Origin of the sequence: Nesterenkonia haasae (assembly GCF_010119385.1) — a bacterium.
GTDB classification, from domain to species: domain Bacteria; phylum Actinomycetota; class Actinomycetes; order Actinomycetales; family Micrococcaceae; genus Nesterenkonia; species Nesterenkonia haasae.
On sequence record NZ_VFIE01000018.1, the window covers coordinates 348,276 to 366,569 of the forward strand.

General features: G+C 60.4%; 19 protein-coding genes. 15 read left to right on the forward strand and 4 right to left on the reverse strand.

Going from position 1 to position 18,294, the window contains the following annotated elements; all coding sequences use genetic code 11:
* Positions 1 to 45 precede the first annotated feature (45 nt).
* Positions 46 to 1,329 (forward strand): ABC transporter substrate-binding protein, encoded by a 1,284-nt coding sequence (locus FH975_RS04965; protein ID WP_202923026.1) that lies wholly within the window; start codon positions 46 to 48, stop codon positions 1,327 to 1,329.
* Between the two features lie 137 nt (positions 1,330 to 1,466).
* On the opposite strand, the gene FH975_RS04970 is transcribed toward FH975_RS04965, so the two are convergent.
* On the reverse strand, positions 1,467 to 2,510 hold the full coding sequence (locus FH975_RS04970) for an NAD(P)-dependent alcohol dehydrogenase (protein WP_162320339.1): 1,044 nt from the start codon (positions 2,508 to 2,510) through the stop codon (positions 1,467 to 1,469).
* A 295-nt stretch (positions 2,511 to 2,805) separates the two neighbouring features.
* On the opposite strand from FH975_RS04970, the gene FH975_RS04975 reads away from it, so the two are divergent.
* The 4 genes from FH975_RS04975 (at position 2,806) to FH975_RS04990 (ending at position 6,430) form a co-directional block, all read left to right on the forward strand.
* On the forward strand, positions 2,806 to 3,033 hold the full coding sequence (locus tag FH975_RS04975; protein WP_162320340.1) for a hypothetical protein: 228 nt from the start codon (positions 2,806 to 2,808) through the stop codon (positions 3,031 to 3,033).
* Positions 3,034 to 3,350: 317 nt separating this feature from the next.
* A complete protein-coding gene (locus FH975_RS04980) occupies positions 3,351 to 3,812 on the forward strand; it encodes a PGPGW domain-containing protein (protein WP_328821785.1) in 462 nt (153 codons plus the stop codon).
* A 68-nt stretch (positions 3,813 to 3,880) separates the two neighbouring features.
* On the forward strand, positions 3,881 to 5,581 hold the full coding sequence (locus FH975_RS04985) for a thiamine pyrophosphate-binding protein (RefSeq protein WP_202923027.1): 1,701 nt from the start codon (positions 3,881 to 3,883) through the stop codon (positions 5,579 to 5,581).
* Positions 5,582 to 5,656: 75 nt separating this feature from the next.
* On the forward strand, positions 5,657 to 6,430 hold the full coding sequence (locus tag FH975_RS04990) for a cyclase family protein (protein WP_162320341.1): 774 nt from the start codon (positions 5,657 to 5,659) through the stop codon (positions 6,428 to 6,430).
* A 9-nt stretch (positions 6,431 to 6,439) separates the two neighbouring features.
* Here the strand turns inward: FH975_RS04990 and FH975_RS04995 are convergent, their stop codons facing one another.
* The 3 genes from FH975_RS04995 to FH975_RS05005 form a co-directional block, all read right to left on the reverse strand.
* Complete coding sequence (locus tag FH975_RS04995) at positions 6,440 to 6,586, reverse strand: hypothetical protein (RefSeq protein WP_162320342.1); 147 nt, start codon at positions 6,584 to 6,586, stop codon at positions 6,440 to 6,442.
* Positions 6,587 to 6,601: 15 nt separating this feature from the next.
* Positions 6,602 to 7,393, reverse strand: a complete 792-nt coding sequence (locus FH975_RS05000; RefSeq protein WP_235928459.1) for a hypothetical protein — start codon at positions 7,391 to 7,393, stop codon at positions 6,602 to 6,604.
* Positions 7,394 to 7,582: 189 nt separating this feature from the next.
* Entirely contained in the window at positions 7,583 to 9,067 is a 1,485-nt protein-coding gene (locus FH975_RS05005) for an aldehyde dehydrogenase family protein (protein WP_162320344.1), read from the reverse strand.
* Between the two features lie 587 nt (positions 9,068 to 9,654).
* On the opposite strand from FH975_RS05005, the gene FH975_RS05010 reads away from it, so the two are divergent.
* The 10 genes from FH975_RS05010 (at position 9,655) to FH975_RS05055 (ending at position 18,181) form a co-directional block, all read left to right on the forward strand.
* Positions 9,655 to 10,575 carry a transporter substrate-binding domain-containing protein gene (locus tag FH975_RS05010; RefSeq protein ID WP_162320345.1) on the forward strand — a complete coding sequence of 307 codons (921 nt, stop codon included), beginning with the start codon at positions 9,655 to 9,657 and terminating at the stop codon, positions 10,573 to 10,575.
* A gap of 77 nt (positions 10,576 to 10,652) precedes the next feature.
* Positions 10,653 to 11,489, forward strand: coding sequence for an amino acid ABC transporter permease (locus FH975_RS05015; RefSeq protein WP_235928460.1), 837 nt, complete (start codon positions 10,653 to 10,655; stop codon positions 11,487 to 11,489).
* Positions 11,486 to 12,289, forward strand: coding sequence for an amino acid ABC transporter ATP-binding protein (locus FH975_RS05020; protein ID WP_328821786.1), 804 nt, complete (start codon positions 11,486 to 11,488; stop codon positions 12,287 to 12,289). Before FH975_RS05015 ends, FH975_RS05020 begins: the two co-directional genes overlap by 4 nt.
* Positions 12,286 to 13,419 (forward strand): CapA family protein, encoded by a 1,134-nt coding sequence (locus FH975_RS05025; protein ID WP_162320347.1) that lies wholly within the window; start codon positions 12,286 to 12,288, stop codon positions 13,417 to 13,419. Before FH975_RS05020 ends, FH975_RS05025 begins: the two co-directional genes overlap by 4 nt.
* Complete coding sequence (locus FH975_RS05030) at positions 13,416 to 14,651, forward strand: CaiB/BaiF CoA transferase family protein (RefSeq protein WP_162320348.1); 1,236 nt, start codon at positions 13,416 to 13,418, stop codon at positions 14,649 to 14,651. Before FH975_RS05025 ends, FH975_RS05030 begins: the two co-directional genes overlap by 4 nt.
* Positions 14,648 to 15,733, forward strand: a complete 1,086-nt coding sequence (locus FH975_RS05035; protein WP_162320349.1) for a 2-hydroxyacyl-CoA dehydratase family protein — start codon at positions 14,648 to 14,650, stop codon at positions 15,731 to 15,733. Before FH975_RS05030 ends, FH975_RS05035 begins: the two co-directional genes overlap by 4 nt.
* Positions 15,715 to 16,968: a 2-hydroxyacyl-CoA dehydratase family protein gene (locus FH975_RS05040; protein ID WP_162320350.1), complete on the forward strand. Its 1,254-nt coding sequence runs from the start codon at positions 15,715 to 15,717 to the stop codon at positions 16,966 to 16,968. The genes FH975_RS05035 and FH975_RS05040 overlap by 19 nt, the downstream gene beginning before the upstream one ends.
* A gap of 26 nt (positions 16,969 to 16,994) precedes the next feature.
* On the forward strand, positions 16,995 to 17,594 hold the full coding sequence (locus FH975_RS05045; RefSeq protein WP_162320351.1) for a MarR family winged helix-turn-helix transcriptional regulator: 600 nt from the start codon (positions 16,995 to 16,997) through the stop codon (positions 17,592 to 17,594).
* Positions 17,595 to 17,604: 10 nt separating this feature from the next.
* Positions 17,605 to 17,838 carry a hypervirulence associated TUDOR domain-containing protein gene (locus FH975_RS05050; protein ID WP_162320352.1) on the forward strand — a complete coding sequence of 78 codons (234 nt, stop codon included), beginning with the start codon at positions 17,605 to 17,607 and terminating at the stop codon, positions 17,836 to 17,838.
* A gap of 142 nt (positions 17,839 to 17,980) precedes the next feature.
* Positions 17,981 to 18,181, forward strand: coding sequence for a hypothetical protein (locus FH975_RS05055; protein WP_162320353.1), 201 nt, complete (start codon positions 17,981 to 17,983; stop codon positions 18,179 to 18,181).
* Positions 18,182 to 18,294: the final 113 nt, after the last annotated feature.

The window sequence follows — 18,294 nt, forward strand, 5'->3', positions numbered from 1 at the left end:
GAAGCAATCACCGGCACTCTGTTCACGATCACTGAAAGGCACCCCATGAAGAGGAACAAAATCACCACAGGACTCGGCATCGTCATCGTCGGGCTCATGGCCGCGACCGGATGCAGCTCTGATGCAGAAGGCGGAGAGGACACACAAGAGGATGTCTCGCTGCGCTTCGCGTGGTGGGGCTCCGACACCCGCCACCAAGCGACCCAGGAAATCATCGACCTCTTCGAGGAAGAAAACCCTGGCATCACGGTCGAGGCCCAATTCGGCGAATGGTCCAACTACTGGGACCAGATCGCCACCCAGACCGCCGGAGGCAACGCCCCGGACATCATTCAGATGGATGAGATGTACGTGCGTGAATACGCCGACAGAAACGCATTGCTGGACCTCTCCGATGTGGACACTTCTGAACTCGAAGACGCCGCCGTCGACGCCGGGCGCACCGAAGATGGGCTCTACGCCATTAGCCTCGGCGTGATTGCGCTCGGAACTATCGTCAACGCTGACCTTCTGGATGAGGCCGGGATTGACATGCCCGACGACGAATCATGGACTTGGGATGATTTCGCTGAAATATCAGCCCAGGTCAGTTCCGACCTGGATGGAGTCTACGGCGCAGGCGAACTCGTCGGAGCACCAATGGGTCTGCAGGTGTGGCTGCGTCAGCATGACAAAGACCTCTTTGATGACTCCGGTGAGTTGGCACTGAGCACAGATGATGCACGCGATTATCTGCAGTTCACCCTCGACCTCCACGAGGATGCCGACTATCCCTCCGCTGACTACATCTCCGAGTCTCAAGGTCTCGGCCCGGAAGACTCTGCTGTGGGCACTAATGAGGCTGCCATGGGATTCAGGTGGGCAACACAGGTGATTGCGCAGACCAGCGCCTCCGGCTCGGACCTCCAGGTACTGAGACTCCCCAGTGAGGAAGGCAGCGCGGAGGCGAACGGTGATTGGATCAAGGGGTCCATGTTCCTCTCCGCTGCGGCAGGCACGGACCATCCTGAGGAGGCGAAGCAGTTCATCGACTTCTTCGTGAACTCTCAGGAGGCTGGCGAAATCAATGGCATGGAGCGCGGCCTTCCTGCCAACCTTGAGATCCGCCAATCGGTGCTGGAAGAGATCGAGGGTCCTGAACTAGCCGCTGCAGAATTCGTGGAAGAGGTAGAGCAGAGTGGAGCGGGCACCACTCCCGTACCTCCACCGGGGTTCGGCACATTCCAAGAGATCATCGACCGGCACCTGCTGGAACTGCTGTTCGACCGTATGACGGTAGATGAGGCAGCAGAAGGCATGGTCGCCGAACTGGAGGCAGAGGTCAGCTAGGCGAAAACCCAAAACACGCGCATCGCGCTGTGGTGGTATCGGAACCATCGCAGCGCGATGCGCGTCAGCTCACCACGAGGGCTCCCTGAGGCTGCAGAGACGTTAGCCGCCCGAATAGGCACCGGGGCCACCTGATCCTATGGCACCACCACGGCCCGGCCGCGGAGTTCACCGTCGTGCAGCTTCCGGTACGCCTCCGGACCGTCATCCAATGTGAAGTGTTCCGTCTCTACAGAGACTTGACCGGTGCGAGCCAGCTCGAAGACCTCCATCAGCTCAGGTCGAGTGCCCCAGTACGGTGCTCTCACGCGTGAGCCGAACGGCTGGCCCAATAGGCCCACAGTTCTCTGCACCGCTCCAGCTCCCACCAGCACCATGTCAGTCCGAGGTCCACTCAGCGCGTCGATAATCTCCAGTACCTTGTCATTGGTGACGAAGTCGAAGATCGCTGCTGCGGGCCCGGTCCCCACCTCTTCTGCAATGCGCTGAGCAGCGTTCTCATCCGAAAGGAACGCGTAGTGGGCGCCCACTTCGCGCGCGAACTCGAGCTTGCTCTCACTGATGTCCAGCGCCACCACCGTTGCCGAGGTCATGGCCCGCAGCATCTGCACAGCCACATGGCCGAGCCCGCCGACACCGATCACAACGGCAACACTGCCGGGCACCAGGAACTCCATAGAACCTTTGACTGCGTGGTAGGGGGTGAGTCCGGCGTCGGTCAGTGCCACGTTCTCTGCGGGGTCAAGATCACCCAAGGGAATCAGCAGCCGTGGGTCACGAACAATCATGTACTCAGCCATCGCGCCGTCGCTGCCTAACCCCGGAGGGGTAATTCCTAGGCCTGCGGCGTGGGGGCAGTAGTTTTCGCTCCCCTCAGCGCAGGGTTTGCATCGCCCGCAGCCTTGCGGTCCGTAGACGGCTACGGACTCTCCCAGTTCGGCGACACGGACGCCTTCTCCCAGTGCATCAATGACTCCCACACCTTCGTGGCCGAGCGTCATCGGCAGCGGGTAGCCGAAGGCGGCGTACTGTTCTTCACTCAACCCCATGACAAAACTGTCCGAATGGCATGCGCCAGCGGCGGTCACTTTGAGTCGGACCTCTCCCGGGCCCGGTTCCGGAGTCGGGACTTCCCGAACCTCCGGAGGCTTGCCGACCTGGACGTATTGCAGTGCCTTCATTGCTGGCCTCCTTGCCGTGCGCTCTGGCTGATGCTGCCCGAGCGCCGCGTTGATCTCCTGCGTGCTGACAGTTTCATCTTGCCACTGCTGGCCCAGGAACGGCAGAGCTCGGCTAGGCTTGCGCGCCCCCTGTACGCCATATCCCATCAACGTGCCGCACACCACCGTGATCTGTGCCGCACAGCGGAGTCACCTCCGCATGACAGGAGTACGCTGAGTATCGGAGGGAGGGCGACCAGCCTGAAACTCCGCACAGCGAAATATCCACAATGTTCGTGAGGATGTGTCGGTCACCATGTCAGCTTCCAATACACATCAGTCAGAAGACCCAAAGGGCACAGGTCAGCCCGGATCCCCTGCGGATTCGCAGCTCAGCACTGACGACGTCGCCAGCTCACCGGAAAGCCCCAGCAAGCCCGCACGGTCGACGACCACAATGCTGGCAATTTTCGCCCTCATCTGCGTAGGTCTGCTGCTTTTTCTGCTCATCGGTGAGATCGGAATCTTCGAGACAGGAAACTGACTCAGCTTGACCTAGCCGCTGCTCCGGGGGCTGCTGGCGCCCATGACAGGCAGAAATGACCCCCTAACGACAGACCAGTCATCGCTGAGGAGGCTGGCCCTGACCGCGGCGGCGCTGCCGGAACATTCTGATCGCCATACGGGCTACGCGCATCACAATGACTCGGATGATCATGTCCGCACTGTATCCCACCTCACTCTCTGAGTAACTCACGGCCTGCTCACACACAACGTCCAGCCGCACGCCCCACTCTGAGATAAGAGACATCGGTGCTGATCAGAGCGTGTGAGACGTTCCCCGGTGTATGAGTCTGATAGGTGGGTGATCTCCCAGTGGATCTCCTGGAACACGACCCTCCCACGGCACAGCGGTGGCTCAAACGCCGTGGCGCGGAGATCCTCGGCTGGACTCTGGTGGCGGTGGGGGCCGCAGCCCTTGTGCTCCCTGGCCCTGGACTCCTACTGCTGGTGTCTGGTTTCGCTCTGCTGGCGACTCGATACACCTGGGCCAGGAACCGTCTGCTGCCTCTGAAGGCCCGCGCCATCAGGCTCGCGATCAAAGGGGTCAGCAGCTGGCCCAAGATCATTGGCAGCATCATCGGCGCACTCGGTATCACTGCACTGGGCGTGCTCTGGGTGGTTCAACCCGCTGTTCCCGAATGGTGGCCGCTGGACGCAAGATGGTGGCTCTTCGGAGGTTGGGGTACCGGCATCACGCTCATTCTCTCGGGTGTGATCGCGCTGGCCATGGTTGCCTATTCGTACCGGCGGATTCGCTGACTCATTTCTGACCGAAGTTCTGCCGCGAGCGCGTGTTGCATAGGCTGACCCTGATAGAGGAGGTCAGCTTGTCCGTCAACGCACCATCTCCGCAGCCTGAAACGGTTGCCGTGGCTGTGGGCCGCACCCTGGCAGAGCTCGGCGTCGAGCATGTCTTTGGTGTGGTGGGCAGCGGGAACTTCGCCATGACCAACGCGCTGCGGCGCGGTGGCGCAGGCTGGACGGCTGCACGTCATGAGGGCGGGGCAGCGACTATGGCGGATGCTTACGCACGCACTACCGGTACGGTCACGGTGGTCACCACCCATCAGGGGTGTGGGCTCACCAACGCCGTGACAGGGATCGCTGAGGCGGCGAAGTCGCGGACCCCGATGATCGTCCTCACCGCTGATACCGGGGTCGCGGCCACGCTGTCGAACTTCCGCATTGATCAGGACGGCTTGGCCGACTCAGTCGGTGCGGTGGCAGAGCGTGTGCATTCGGCAGCTTCTGCCGTGGCGGACACGGAGCGTGCGTTCCGCACGGCCGTCTTAGCCCGCCGCACAGTGGTGCTGTCGGTACCGATCGATATCCAGGGCCAGCCGTACCCCGGTGCCGACTCACCTGCGGCGGGCAGTACTCGCCGTCGCCCCACTGCGCAGAGTCTGCGCCCCTCCGCAGAGTCTGTCTCCGCACTGGCTGATGCCCTCAGCCGGGCGCAACGGCCGGTCATCCTCGCAGGCCGCGGTGGGCGGAATGCCGGCCCGGAACTTCTCGCCCTGGCTCAGGTGACTGGCGCGCTGACCGCCACCTCCGCCGCGGCCCATGGCCTGTTCCACGCCGACGCCTTCTGCCTGGGAATCTCCGGCGGGTTCTCCTCCGACTTCGCCGCTGAGACCATCAGGAACGCGGATCTGATCGTCGCCTTCGGATGTGCGCTGAATATGTGGACTATGCGCCATGGCTCCCTCATCGGCGAGGACACCACGGTGATCCAGGTCGACACCGAGCAGACGGCACTGGGTGCTCACCGGCCCATCAGCGCCGGCGTGCTGGGCGACGCCGCGGAGACCGCCACCGCTGTGCGCACCGAACTGCTCAGCCGCTCCCCCGCCCCACTCAACGTCGAACTCAAGTTGCGCACCACCCATATGCAGGACCTCATTGCGGAGCGGGCGCGGAAGGACACTGAGCCGTTTGAGGATCTCTCGACTGGTGAGCGGATCGATCCGCGTGTGCTGAGTATCGAGCTGGATAGGGCGCTTCCGGCCCAGCGCAGTGTGGCGATCGATTCCGGGAACTTCATGGGTTATCCAGCGGCCTATTTCCAGGTCCCCGATGAGCGCGGATTCTGCATGACGCAGTCCTTCCAATCCATCGGGTTGGGCCTGCACACCGCGATCGGACTCGCCACCGCCGCCCCGGACCGGCTGACCGTGCTGGGCACCGGTGACGGTGGATTCCTGATGAGCATCGCTGAGTTGGACACCGCGGTGCGGCAGCAGCTGCCCATGGTTGTGGTGGTTTATAACGACGACGCCTATGGAGCAGAAGTCCACCACTTCGACGCAGCGGAGGACGAGCTTGAGATCGTGAGATTCCCGGAGACGGACATTGCCTCTGTGGCCCGCGGCTTCGGCGCCGAGGGCCTAACGATCCGCACCGCAGAAGACTTGACCGCAGCCTGCACCCGGATCAGTCAGGGTGTGGACTCTGTGCTGGTGATTGACGCCAAGATCGCCTCCGACGGCGGTTCCTGGTGGCTCGCCGAAGCCTTCAAAGGGCACTGACGTTAGCCTGCACATGCCTGATAACTGAATACTCATTGCACCCCGCCTGCACCGCACTGAAGACGAAGGAGCCCCATGTCACTGACCACCAGCCTCGCCACTGCCCTGGCGGAGGGTTCACTGAAGATCGTGGACCTGACCAATACTCTCTCCGCCGAGACTCCGACCCTGCGCCTGCCGGAGCCGTTCCCGAACCTGATTGATTTCCGATTGGAGGAGGTTGCCGCTTACAACGAGTCTGGCCCGTTCTGGAAGCACCACAACATCCATACAGGTGAGCACATCGGCACCCATATTGACGCACCCGTCCACTGGGCATCCGGCAAGGAGGGTAAGGACGTGTCTCAGATTGAGCCGGAACGTCTGATCGGGCCCGCCGCGGTGTTGGATGTCAGCGCTGCGGTGGCGCAGAATGCGGACTTCCTTCTGGAGGTCGAACATGTCAAGGCGTGGGAGGCCGAGCACGGGCCGCTGCCGGCCAATGGCTGGCTACTGCTGCGCACGGGATGGGACAAGTATGCCGATGACAAGGAGGCGTTCCTCAACGCAGATGAGTCTGGCTCCCACACTCCGGGGATCTCCTCAGCGTGTGCCAAATGGCTGGCGGAGGAGACTGAACTTTCCGGCTACGGCGTGGAGACCGTCGGCATCGACCAGGGAAATGCGGCGGAGCTGGACCCGCCGTTCCCCGCGCACTATTTCCTGCTGGGCAGTGATAAGTACGGCATCACCTCCCTGCAGAACCTGGATAAACTCCCCGCCACGGGCGCAATCCTTGTGGTGGCTCCGCTGCCGATCGTGGGCGGCACCGGCAGCCCGGCCCGCGTCTACGCCCTGCTGGACAGCTGAGCTAGGGCGTCAGCACCAGCTTGCCGATGACCTCGCCGCGTCCCAGCATCCGGTGGGCCACACGTTCTCCGTCACTGCGGTGACGATCTCGGCCTTCTCCTTTTTGGAGCGTCCGCGCAGGGTGGTGGCGGAGACGTGGAGCCGGCGCTTGAGCATCCGTCCGAGGTCCAGCTAGGCCGGCATCCACCCCGGCACCCTAGGCCTCGTCCTTGATGCGTTGCGCGAAGTCCTCTTCGCGGTAGTTGATGACGACGCTGGCACCCAACTCCTCTGCGGCGTCGAGTTTTTCTTGGCTGCCGGCGGTGATGAACCGGCTCGAGTGCCTCGGGAGAACCCGATCTTGTGGAGTTTCTCAATGCTGCTGATCTGCGGGGCATCGCTGAGTGATCGCAGCACGTACATAAATCCGGTGGCCTGGTCGGCGTTACGGGTGCGCTGCTTATACCACACGCGCTTACCGGAGACCGGCTGCTTCGCCCCCAGCTCAGCGACAAAGAGCATCAGGCCCGAGAGGACGAAAAACGCACCAGGTTCGATACTGGACTCTCCTCCGAACGGCGCGAGCTTGGCCTGGCGGCTACGCAGTTCCTCATGCTTCTGCGCGAACAGCGGATCGAAGGCTGCAGAGTCCTCGCTCTTACTCTTCTGCGCCACATCCTCCGGGTCAGTCCGCTTAGCCCGCGGCGGGGCAGGCAGACTACTGGTATCCAGAACGCCGGAGGTGTCCTCCAGTAGGTCCGCACCATCGGAGTCCAACAGGTCATCCACGGATTCTGGTGATTCTGGTATCTCGAGCAGTCCAAACTCCTCCAGGTGTCGCAGCGCTTCGATTTTCTCGTCGTGAGCCAGGATGCCGTCCAACCTGGCTCCGAACTTACGCTCAGTGATCTCCCGTGTTGTCAATCTCGGAACGCGCTGGTACTCGCAGTAGAACTCCACAATCTTCAGGAACGACCGCTCCAAACGGTCGCCCGAGGTGACTTTAGTTGGCTTTTCGGCGCACCGAGCAGTCCAGGGTCGTATAACCTTCCTAGTCAGGACGCCTTCCGCTCCAGCTTGGCACCTATTCCTACACCCGGCAACGGTGCTTACTGCAAACAACGACACCCTTTTGAACGGCCGGACTTGGAATCGGAGCCGTACCGCCGAGCATCAGCCTTTCAGGATGCCCAGGGCATGCGGTTCCTGGAACTCGCGCAGGCCAATAGTGCCCATTTCGCGCCCGATACCGGATTGTTTGACGCCACCGAACGGGGCACGCTGGTCGAGCAGAGCCGGACCATGGGTGTTATGGAAGACGTAACCCGATTCCAGGCGGGTGCCCACCGCGTGAGCGCTCTCTTCGTTGGAGGTCCACACGGAGTTGCATAGACCGTACCGGGTGTCGTTGATCATACGGATGCCATCTTCGACATCCTCGAAGGTGATGATCGGGATGGTCGGCCCGAACTGCTCTTCGGTCACGATGCGCAGGCTCGGATCAGGATCCAAGACAAGAGAGGGACGCATGAAGTTGCCATCAGCCCATTCACCACCGGGGAGTTCACCGAACTCGCGGACCTCTGCGCCAGAGTCCTTGGCCTCCTGCACAAGTGCCTGCACGAACTCCAGTTGGGCCTTCTGGTGGAACGGCCCCATCGTGGTGGAAGTATCCTGTGCCGGGCCGATCTTGACCTGCTCCAGGCGCTTAGTCATTTCTGCCACGAGCTCGTCCTTCTTGGCGGAGTGCACGTAGATTCGCTTGGCATTCATACACACCTGGCCGGTGGTGCCGAACACGCCCATAAACAGCAGGTCCATGTTCTGCTCATTGAACTCAGCATCGTCCAGGATCAGAACACCGTCGTTGCCCCCCAGTTCCAGGGTTACATTGGTCAGCGTCTGCGAGGCCATGGACATGATCCGCTTCCCTCCATTGACCGAGCCAGTGAAGCACACCTTAGCGACATCTTCGTTAGAGACCAGTGCCTCACCGATCTCGGCGTCCTCGCCAGTAACCACGTTCAATACGCCAGCTGGCAGTTTCTCTGCTAGGCGCTGCACGGCGCGCGTGGTGGCCAGCGGGCATGACGGCGGCGGCTTGACCACCACGGCGTTTCCCGCCATCAGAGCGTAGGGCAGCGAGGCACCAAGGATCGCGATCGGCCAGTTGAAGGGGACGATGATGGTCACAACACCCATGGGTTTGTGTGAAATGTGCACCTCGGTGGGCGGTCCAGGAAGAGCTTCGACGGCATCAACTTCCTCAGCCAACCCACAGGCCAACTCAAAACGCTTCGCCAAACCCATCAGATCGAACGTTGACTCGCCAACGACCTTGCCGTTCTCCGAAGACAGGATGGCTGCCTCTCGTTCGGACTCCGTCATGATGGTGCCCGCAGCCTCAGTCAGCCGCTGGGCGCGCTCCGAGCCCGAGAGCTCAGCCCAAGAGACGAAGGCTTCCTTCGCTGCGACCACAGCCTCAAGCGCCTGATCGCGAGTTGCCGCGGCAGCGTGGCCGACCACCTCGGAAGGTTTAGCGGGGTTTGTAACGGTTATGGTCTGATCGGTTTTGTGCTCTCTGCCCCCGTAGAACAGCGGCGTATTGATCGGAGCCTGCTGCCCCGCGTCCTGCAGGGCTGTAGTGGTGTCGGTCATGGTGCCTCTTTCAAAGGAGAGGGTGTGACTACTTAACCTGGATTAGGGCCTGATGGGTTCTCGATACCGCAGATCGCGGCTGAGCCAATGCCCCTGGAGAAGCTGAGTATTGTGACGGTTATCATACTCAAAATAGAAGATCACCTTTTCCCAGGGACGTCAAGAGCGTTTTCTCCTTGCAGGCCACTTCTGACGGTGTAGGCGATCGGCGGTTCGTAAAACCTCGTCCTCACGATCACGGCCGGTCCCGTCCTCCGCTATGACATCGGAATCTTGTCACTTCTCTCCTTACGCTGTCGGCGCCATGCATCGACCAAAATGTAGAACTGTCGGCCAAAAACTGACCTCTTCTACAGCTGCAAACTTAGGTCTCCGACTCGTCGGCAGCGTCATGGACTCCTGCTTAGCGCGTGGTGGTCCGGTCGCCTGCTCCATCCGAGGTGTCTCCCCCGGGTTGAGCCTAGCCTTCCGTCGGAGCGTGATTCGGTGTCCAGTTTCGTTGGACTTCTCAATGGTTAGTTATCAATCTGTATGATATTGTCCGACTACCTACACAGGTGATACAGCTCACAATTTAGGAGGTTGCCATGAGAGAGAGACGACTCCGAAGGGCAGCATTGACTGTCACTGCGGTCCTAGCGATTACAGCATGCGCAGGAGATGACGGCGGTTCAGCTGAGGATGCGCCGGAGGAAGCGGGAGGGGTGAACACCGATGCCCCGCTCTACGACCAACTGCCGGAAGACATCCAAGACCTCGGCCACATAGTGATTGCGGCCGACACTCATCCTCCCTATCGCACGATCGCTGACGACGGTGACATTACCGGCATTGATCCCGATCTCCAGGAAGCCCTGGTGGAGCAGCTGGGAGTTCCCTTCGACGTTCAAACGACCTCTGGGCTCGACGCCATGCTCTCAGGGATGCTCTCCGGCCGCTATCACGCATTCAACGGTCCAGTGCGCACCACTCCTGAACGAGAAGAAGACTTCGATGCCGTCGTCTGGATGACCACACGGACTTCCTATCTCTACCTTGCCGAGCAATCCAACGAGCTGGAGGATCCCGAAGCGTTGTGTGGAGCTCGGGTAGCTGGCGTGTCAGGATCCGTCACCGAGAGTCAGTTGGAACTGTACACAGAATGGTGTGCGGAACTAGACCTGGAGGCCCCTGAATTCATCGGTCTGGAAGACACCAATTCGACAATCCTCGCCCTCAATTCTGATCGGGCCGATTACGCAGGAACCACTCAGGCAGCTGCTTTGGACATCCAAGGCCAGGATCCGGATGTCTACGATTACATCGCACAATCCGACGAGCAGGGAGCAGGTGTCGACCTGCTAGCCATGTTTATGCCCAAGGACAACGATCTTGCGGAACCCATGTTCGCCGCCTTCGAGGCCATTTTCGAGAACGGAAAATACGCGCGAATCATGCAAGATTGGAATCTCCAGGACGCAGCGGTCGATGAGCCATCATTGAACCCCATGTCGAACGGTGACGTATGACGCTCACATCTGCACCCACTACAACCAGTCCTGCTCGACCGCTTAAACACGATGCAGCGGAGGCACGACCTAGAATCATGCCACTGCGAATCCTCGGATCCACCCTCTTGGTCATGGTCACGCTAGGCGTGCTGACCTTCCTCATCACCAACGAGAGATTCGAGTGGCCCGTCGTGGCTGAGTACCTCCTTGCGCCGAGTGTGCTGACCGGCCTGGTCATGACACTCATGCTCACCGTAGTGTGCATGTTTTTGGGGACGCTCTTGGGCACCGTGCTGGCTTCTGGCCAATTGAGTGACTTCTGGCCGTATCGGCTGGCCTGCGTGGTGTTCGTCGGATTCTTCAGAGGCGTGCCCCCATTGGTCCAACTCATCTTCTGGTTCAATCTTGCGTATCTTCTTCCACGCATCTCGGTTGGTATTCCCTATGGGCCCGAGTTTTTCGGCTGGTCGACCAACTCGCTCATCACCCCTTTGACCGCCGCGATCATCGGACTTTCACTACATCAGTCCGCTTATATGGCAGAAATCATTCGTGCCGGCCTACTGTCTGTCGATCTGGGCCAGCACGACGCCGCCTCCGCCATGGGTTTCAGCAGATGGCACACCTTCAGCAGCGTTGTCCTTCCCCAAGCGATGAGAGTCATCATTCCTCCCTCAGGTTCCCAGGTCATCGCACTCTTGAAGGGCACGTCGCTGGTGAGCGTAATTGCGATGGGAGATCTACTCAACGCAGTGCAGACGATCTACAACCGAACTTACGAGGTCGTTCCCATGCTGATCGTCGCTGTCATCTGGTATCTCATCGTTGTCACTCTGCTGACCCTTGCCCAGCGCAGGGTCGAAGCGCATTTCGGCAGAGGAGCCGTCCGCATTGCACACAAAAAACCCAGAACACGAGGCAAGAAATCGTGAAAACTCATATATCAACAGCACCTGTGCTCGAGGTGACCTCGCTGAGCAAGCATTTCGGTGAGCTGACCGCGTTGGACAAGGTGAGTCTCACAGTGGATGAGGGAGAAGTCGTCGCCGTGCTAGGGCGCTCAGGCTCAGGAAAATCTACTCTTGTTCGATGCATAGACCAACTTGAGCAGATTGATGCAGGTGCCGTTTACCTCGATGGCGAGCTGTTGGGCTTCGAACAGGTCCGGGGGAGGCTTCGCCCGCTCAGTGATAAGAAACACCGTTTGCAGCGCCGACGCATGAGCATGGTTTTCCAACAGTTCAATCTCTTTCCGCATTGGACCGTCCTGCGCAACATCACTGAGGCGACGGTGGTCGCGCACGGGCTGTCGAAGGCCGCAGCCGAGAAGCGTGCCTTCGATCTGTTGGCGCGAGTAGAGCTCTCTGAGAAAGCCCACGCCTATCCTCGTCACCTTTCCGGCGGGCAGCAGCAGCGGGTGGCCATCGCCCGGGCTGTTGCCGTGGAACCGCGCGTGCTCTTCTTCGATGAACCGACCAGCGCACTGGACCCAGAGCTCGTCGGGGAGGTACTTCAGACAATGAAGGACCTGGCATCCACCGGGCGAACCATGATGGTGGTAACTCATGAGCTGGAATTTGCGCGCGAAGTCTCGAATCGGTGCATTTTCATGGCTGAGGGAAAGATTATTGAAGATCGCCCTTCGCGAGAGTTTTTCGAGAACCCGCACTCAGAACAGCTGCGCACATTCCTCGCTAGAAGCAACCGTGACGCCAACGAGGTGAATGCATGACTCTTGTCTTCGCCACTGGAGACCTCGTACTGGAGCGGGAAGATTGCAGCGATCTCCTGTCCCCGACAGCGTCGTTGCTTTCGTCCGCTGATGTGGTCATCGGACATTTGGAGGTGCCCCATACAGGTGCATCGGTGGTCATGTCTTCTGATGTTCCGGCCCAGCCCGGCCCGCCCGGGGCTCTCGATGCAGTTGCCGAAGCTGGTTTCTCAGTTCTGACACTTGCAGGCAATCACGTCTTCGACTTCGGCGGAAAAGGAATCGAGGACTCCCGAAGGCACTGCCAAAATAGGGGTATCACCCCCACAGGGGCCGGACGCGATCTCACCCAAGCATGGGAACCTGCCGTGGTGACTCACAACGGTCGGCGGCTTGTGGTGTTGAGCGTGAACTGCGTCGGGCCCAGAGAGTCATGGGCGGGCAGCAACAAGCCCGGTTGCGCGTTCGTGGACGTGATAACCCATTACGAGTCCCGCGGCGCAAACCCAGGTGGCCCTCCGCGGATCTATACCTTTGCGGAATCCCGCTCCCTGGCGTCGCTAAAAGCACACATCAACCGACATGTAGCCGATGATGTCGACATTGTCGTGTCACTGCACAAAGGACTCGTTCACCAGCCAGCAGCCCTCGCTGACTACGAGTACGAGATTTCACACGCGGTCATCGACGCCGGAGCTTCTGCCGTCCTTTCTCATCATGCACACATTCTCAAAGGCGTCGAAGTGTACCGAGGACGCCCCATCTTCCACGGTTTAGGGAACTTCGCGACCGTGACAACTGCCTTAAACAACAGTTCTGGTCAATCTCCGGAGCGGCGGTCCTGGGCACGTGAGCGGATTCGCCTGTTCGGCTTCGAACCCGACCCCATGATGCCTGAGTACCCTTTTCACCCGGAAAGCCGCAATACCGCGATTGCCGCCCTGGAGTTTGGCGCAGGCGGTCTGATCCGAGCCCAGCTCATACCGTGCTGGATCGACGACAACGCCCGCCCACTGCCTGTCACCAGATCAGATAAGGGCCAGGCAGTCGGCGACTACATTGAGCGCATCACAGAAGAAGCCGGTCTGAGAACCACCCTCGAGTGGCAGGAGGATCGCTTGAACGTGAAACTGGAGGGAAGCACACTATGAAAACCGGACCACTAGAGGGCAAGACGGTCGTCGACCTGACCACGGCCTTAGCCGGGCCCTACGCTACTCTGCTCCTCTCCGGGCTCGGAGCTAGAGTGATCAAAGTTGAGAACCCCTCACGCGGAGGCGATTCCTCACGAAACAACTCCCCCTACATTGCTAAAGAGGGGCTGAGCACTCGGCGTACCTCCCCCGAGGACATGTCCGTCTCCATGATGCTCCGGGGACGCGGCAAAGAGTCCATGACCTTGAATCTCAAGCATCCGGAGAGTCGCAACGTACTATTCGATCTCATCCGCGAGGCGGACATTCTCGTGGAGAACTACAGTGCCGGGGTCACCAAGAGACTCGGTATCGACTATGCGAGTGTGCGGTCACTGAATGAAAGACTGGTGTACACCTCCATCAGTGGTTTCGGAGCAGGCACTGACAGCGGCGACCGCAAAGCGATGGATACGATCATTCAAGCTTTGAGCGGGGTCATGATGACGGCCGGAGAGCCCGGCGAACCGCCCGTGCGCTTCGGGCTGCCTGTTGGAGACCTGGTGGCCCCACTTTCGGCCGTCATCGGCACTCTGGGAGCCGTGTTGCACGCCGAACGCACGGGAGAGGGCCAACACGTGGACGTCTCCATGCTGGGTGCCCTCACCTCCCTGGTGGCATGCGAACCCTTTGACGCCCTTGAGTCCGTAGGGTTTCCCCTGCGCACCGGTGCCTATGTTCCTCGTCTGGCCCCGTTCGGGACGTTCGAGACCTCGGACGGATGGTTCGCGATCTGCGCTCCGACCGACCAATTCGCCGCCGGAGTCCTGCGGGGCATAGGTCGGTCAGATCTTCTGGACTCTGAGGACTTCGGGACTCGCGACGCACGAGTGGCAAACTCAAAACGCCTCCACGGATTGATAGCCGGTTGGGCGGCCGAACAAACTTTGGACACAGCCCTAAGCTCACTCGGCAGGGAGGGCGCGCCAGCAGCACCCGTCCGTTCCACTTCCGAAGCGGTACGTGACCCTCGTGTCACAGAACGCGGCGAAGTCGTGCCCTTGGTTCACCCTGAATTTGGTCACTTTGACGGGCTCTTCGGCTCAGGCATGCCTTTCCGGTACTCGAAAAGTCAGGCGGGTATGGACACTACGGCTCCCCACCTAGGTCAGCATACGGAAACGATTTTGAGCAGCCTCGGATACGACGAGGGATCCATTGCCGGTCTGCGGAAATCGGGGGTGTTGTGAATCTCTCGGCGGCCGGCGAGTACGCCGCCAGAAGCGGGCATCGGATCGGGATAGTGGGCGCCGACGTACCTCGCCAGATCGTAATGGCATCCCGTGCCCTGCCAGTGCGCGTATTCGGTACCTGGGACGGGCCCATCACGGCTGAGGCCACTCGGCTGCTCGGTGCGGTCGACGCCGTGACCACGCGTATTTTAGATTCACTCCTTGTACCCAGCCAATACAGGTTTGACGGACTTGTGATCTGCAACGATTCAATGGCTCATCTACGCCTGTTCTACATAGCGCGTCTGCTTTCACAGCAGGGCCGCCTGCCGTTTCCTGTTCACTTAGTTGATGCCCCGCGTGGGACCGGCGGACCACGCAGACAGTTCGTCACCCGACAGTTTGCACAGCTTGCTCAGTTCGCTGAGACGATCACCGGGCACGCGCTCGACGGCGAATCGGTCCTCAGCGCGGCCCAAGAAGAACATGAAATCGGAGCAGCGCTGCGGAGGCTTCGGCAGAGGCGCCTCGCCCAGCACTGCTCCGGGGCAGAGGCGCTGAAAGCCTACCGAGCTGCAACTCAAGAGACTCCTGATGTGGCGGTGCGGATAATCGACGCTGCTGTCTCATCGGGGATCGAAGGCGCTCGGCGTATCTACATGACAGGAAGCTCTCACCCGGACGAGACGATCTACGGCCTTTTGGAGGACGCCGGGCATGTAGTGATCACTGAAGATCACGATACGGGAGACTCTTCGTGGGTTGGTGAGGCTATAGACGAAGCCGACCCGGATGTCCTATTCGAGCGCCTCGCCAATCAGCATGCGGTGCGACCTCCGCTTGCTGCGCGAGCGCTCACCAGCGAGCGCGTGCAGCACCTGACCCGGGGCGTCGAAGAGACTCGATGCGTGGGTGCGGTGTCGCTCATACGTGAACTCGATGATGCGCCCGCGTGGGACCTGCCGGAACAAGAGACGGCACTACGCGCCCGGAATCTGCCGATGGCGTCTCGTGTACGTATCGCAGCGGCGGGAGCGGTTGAAGCTGCCCAGTCAATCATAGGCGAGCTAAAGGGCCCGAAATGGAGGGAATCACGGTGAAATGGGAACGGCTCCAAGCTGCTGTATCCGCGACTCGGTACCAGAAGCAGTGGTTCAGCGACCTCCGTGATGCGGCACGCTCCGGTGAGCCCATCGCGATACTCAACGCCGACGCCCCCCACGAGATCTTCAGGGCCTTGGACATACCCTACGTGGTGACCCAGTGGTGGTCTTCAATTATCGCAGCCAAGGGGTTCGGTCCCGCAGCGCTGTCGAAACTAGCAGAACAGGGTCTGCCTGACTTCAGCGTTCAATATGATGCGCTCCCGCTGGGTGAACAGCTGCTGCCGGAAGATCAGCGACCCTGGGGCGGACTTCCCACTCCCGCTTTTGCCGTCGCGGAACGCAGCGGGGACGTGACCCAAAAAATCTTCGAGCAGTGGGGCAAACGGCCGGAGACTGAGACGTTTCTGCTCTCGCGCACTGGAGCGCAACCCGTGCCCAGGAACTGGTGGGAGCTTGTGCCCCACGAATGGGAGAGTGCATTCGGAGCGGCACGCCTCGACCTGTTGGAAGGCGAGATTGATGAGCTCATCCTCTGGTTGGAAGAGCGCACGGGCAGACGCCTGAATGAGAACAAGCTCGCTGAAATCATGGCTCGCGCAAATGAGCAGGCAGAATGGAACCGCCGGTCTCGTGACTTAGTGGCCAGTGTGCGTCCCACGCCGGTTCTGGTGCGCGACACTATGCCCGCGGTGATGGTCCCTCAGTGGCATCGCGGAACGGAATGGGCTGTTGACGCAGCCCAGGGTCTTTATCGGGAGATTGAAGCACGTGTGGAGCGGTCTGCCGCTGTGTGTCCAGGAGAGCGACGCCGCTTGATGTGGGTGGGTCGTGGAGTCTGGTCAGACTTAGACCTTTACACCGAATTCCACAAAGAATTTGGAGCGGTGTTTGTATGGTCGATGTATCTGGCCATTGCCGCCGATGGCTACGCCAGGTACGGGGACAACAGCCGCAGGGCCTTAGCCGCGCGATTCGTGGGTCTGACGGATCAACTCTACGTGCCACCCTGGTCATCGGAATGGTATGTCAAAGAAGCGAAAACTCATGGCATCGATGGCGTGGTCCATCTTATCGCAGATGACACGCCAGGCAGCGGGTTCATCACTGATGCATTGGAGGCCACCGGTATACCCGTTCTCGAGATTCGTGCCAACAACGCCGATCAACGCTCAAGCCAAGCTGCGCGCATCCCAGAGCAGGTTAGGCAGTTCCTCAAGACGAGGCTCTGAAAGGTGCGCTGATAAAATCGGCTCTCGTGAATGAACTCGAATGTGACCCGAGAGGGAGGCCAGCGACTGAGCGCCTGAATTACAGCGGCTACCGGCTCAGCCGAGCGCTTGACCGGTTCACGGAGAATCTTGCCCTGGCACACGGGGTGACGCTCTCCCAATTTCTCGCACTTCAGGTCCTGGCGGAAGGGAAGCCTGTCTCAAACGCTCAACTGGCTCGCCGAACCTTTGTGAGCCCACAAGCAGCCCATACCGTCCTGGAGGAACTTGTGGAGAGTGGGTTGGTGACTAGAGGAGATCATCCTCAGAACCGACGTATCCGGTTAGTGCGGCTGAGTGAGCAGGGCTGGCAGCTTATTCAGGCATGCTACGCCGAGCTGGAAGTCTTTGAGGAAAGGCTGGTGGGCCAGCTGGGCACAGACTTGGGTGATTCGCTGGTCGAGGTGATCCACGATGCCGCTGAGGTTTTGGGCGGCGGCTATTTCGGTGACGATGAGGCGGAGGCTAGTGCCGTCTCCCGGCGCATCGTGACAAACCGACCGCGGCACGTGCCGTCACGTTTGGCCGCCGCACGACTCCGTAACGATGAGCGTCGCACGCAGCAGGCGGCCAGGGATCTGCCCTGAAGAGTCGACGATGGCATTCCAAGAGGGCCAGTTCGTGAGTTGGAAGACCAGCCAGGGCAGGACTCACGGGAAAGTGGTCTCAAACCACGCTGCGGATCTCTCCTTCAAGGGACAGACCTTCCGCGCCTCGGACAAGGACCCGGTCTACGTCGTGGAGTCGGAGGAGACCGGGGCCCGGGCCGCTCACCACGAGGGTTCCTTGGAGAACAGCAGCCGCTACGGCCCTATCACTGCGCGCCCATGAAACTCGCCATAGTGAGATCGCTCTCATGCACTGATGGGTTACGCAGCGAGGAGTGCGCTTGAGTTACGGAGACACAGTGCACAGCGCCCCGGTCTCCGGGCAAGGAACAACCTGAAACGTTCGCGAGGATGTGGTGGTCACTATGTCCACTCCCAGTGCACCCCAGCCCGAGGAGCAGAAGGCTCCCGCTCACGGTGAGACTTCGACCGACAGCCCTCCAGATAAACCGGTCAAGAGCCCACGTTCGACGACGACCATGCTGGCAATCTTTGCTTTCATCTGCCTGGGCCTACTGCTGTTTCTACTGATCGGCGAGATCGGGATCTTCGAACTCGGAACCTAAACGCTTCGGCTCACTCGTCTCGCCGGAAATTGCTAGCGGATCACCAGCGGCATACGTTGCCCAACAGAGGCCTGTGTTCATCTCTGAGGCGGCTGACCATCTCCACGGCGGCG

Excerpts from the sequence above, each read along its gene's own strand:
- FH975_RS05040 (WP_162320350.1), top strand. The coding sequence starts at position 15,715 with ATGGAGGGAATCACGGTGAAATGGGAACGGCTCCAAGCTGCTGTATCC.
- FH975_RS05010 (WP_162320345.1), top strand. The coding sequence starts at position 9,655 with ATGAGAGAGAGACGACTCCGAAGGGCAGCATTGACTGTCACTGCGGTC.
- FH975_RS04995 (WP_162320342.1), bottom strand. The coding sequence starts at position 6,586 with ATGCTCAAGCGCCGGCTCCACGTCTCCGCCACCACCCTGCGCGGACGC.
- FH975_RS05005 (WP_162320344.1), bottom strand. The coding sequence starts at position 9,067 with ATGACCGACACCACTACAGCCCTGCAGGACGCGGGGCAGCAGGCTCCG.
- FH975_RS04990 (WP_162320341.1), top strand. The coding sequence starts at position 5,657 with ATGTCACTGACCACCAGCCTCGCCACTGCCCTGGCGGAGGGTTCACTG.
- FH975_RS05030 (WP_162320348.1), top strand. The coding sequence starts at position 13,416 with ATGAAAACCGGACCACTAGAGGGCAAGACGGTCGTCGACCTGACCACG.
- FH975_RS05015 (WP_235928460.1), top strand. The coding sequence starts at position 10,653 with ATGCCACTGCGAATCCTCGGATCCACCCTCTTGGTCATGGTCACGCTA.
- FH975_RS04970 (WP_162320339.1), bottom strand. The coding sequence starts at position 2,510 with ATGAAGGCACTGCAATACGTCCAGGTCGGCAAGCCTCCGGAGGTTCGG.
- FH975_RS05055 (WP_162320353.1), top strand. The coding sequence starts at position 17,981 with ATGTCCACTCCCAGTGCACCCCAGCCCGAGGAGCAGAAGGCTCCCGCT.
- FH975_RS05050 (WP_162320352.1), top strand. The coding sequence starts at position 17,605 with ATGGCATTCCAAGAGGGCCAGTTCGTGAGTTGGAAGACCAGCCAGGGC.
- FH975_RS04975 (WP_162320340.1), top strand. The coding sequence starts at position 2,806 with ATGTCAGCTTCCAATACACATCAGTCAGAAGACCCAAAGGGCACAGGT.
- FH975_RS04965 (WP_202923026.1), top strand. The coding sequence starts at position 46 with ATGAAGAGGAACAAAATCACCACAGGACTCGGCATCGTCATCGTCGGG.
- FH975_RS05025 (WP_162320347.1), top strand. The coding sequence starts at position 12,286 with ATGACTCTTGTCTTCGCCACTGGAGACCTCGTACTGGAGCGGGAAGAT.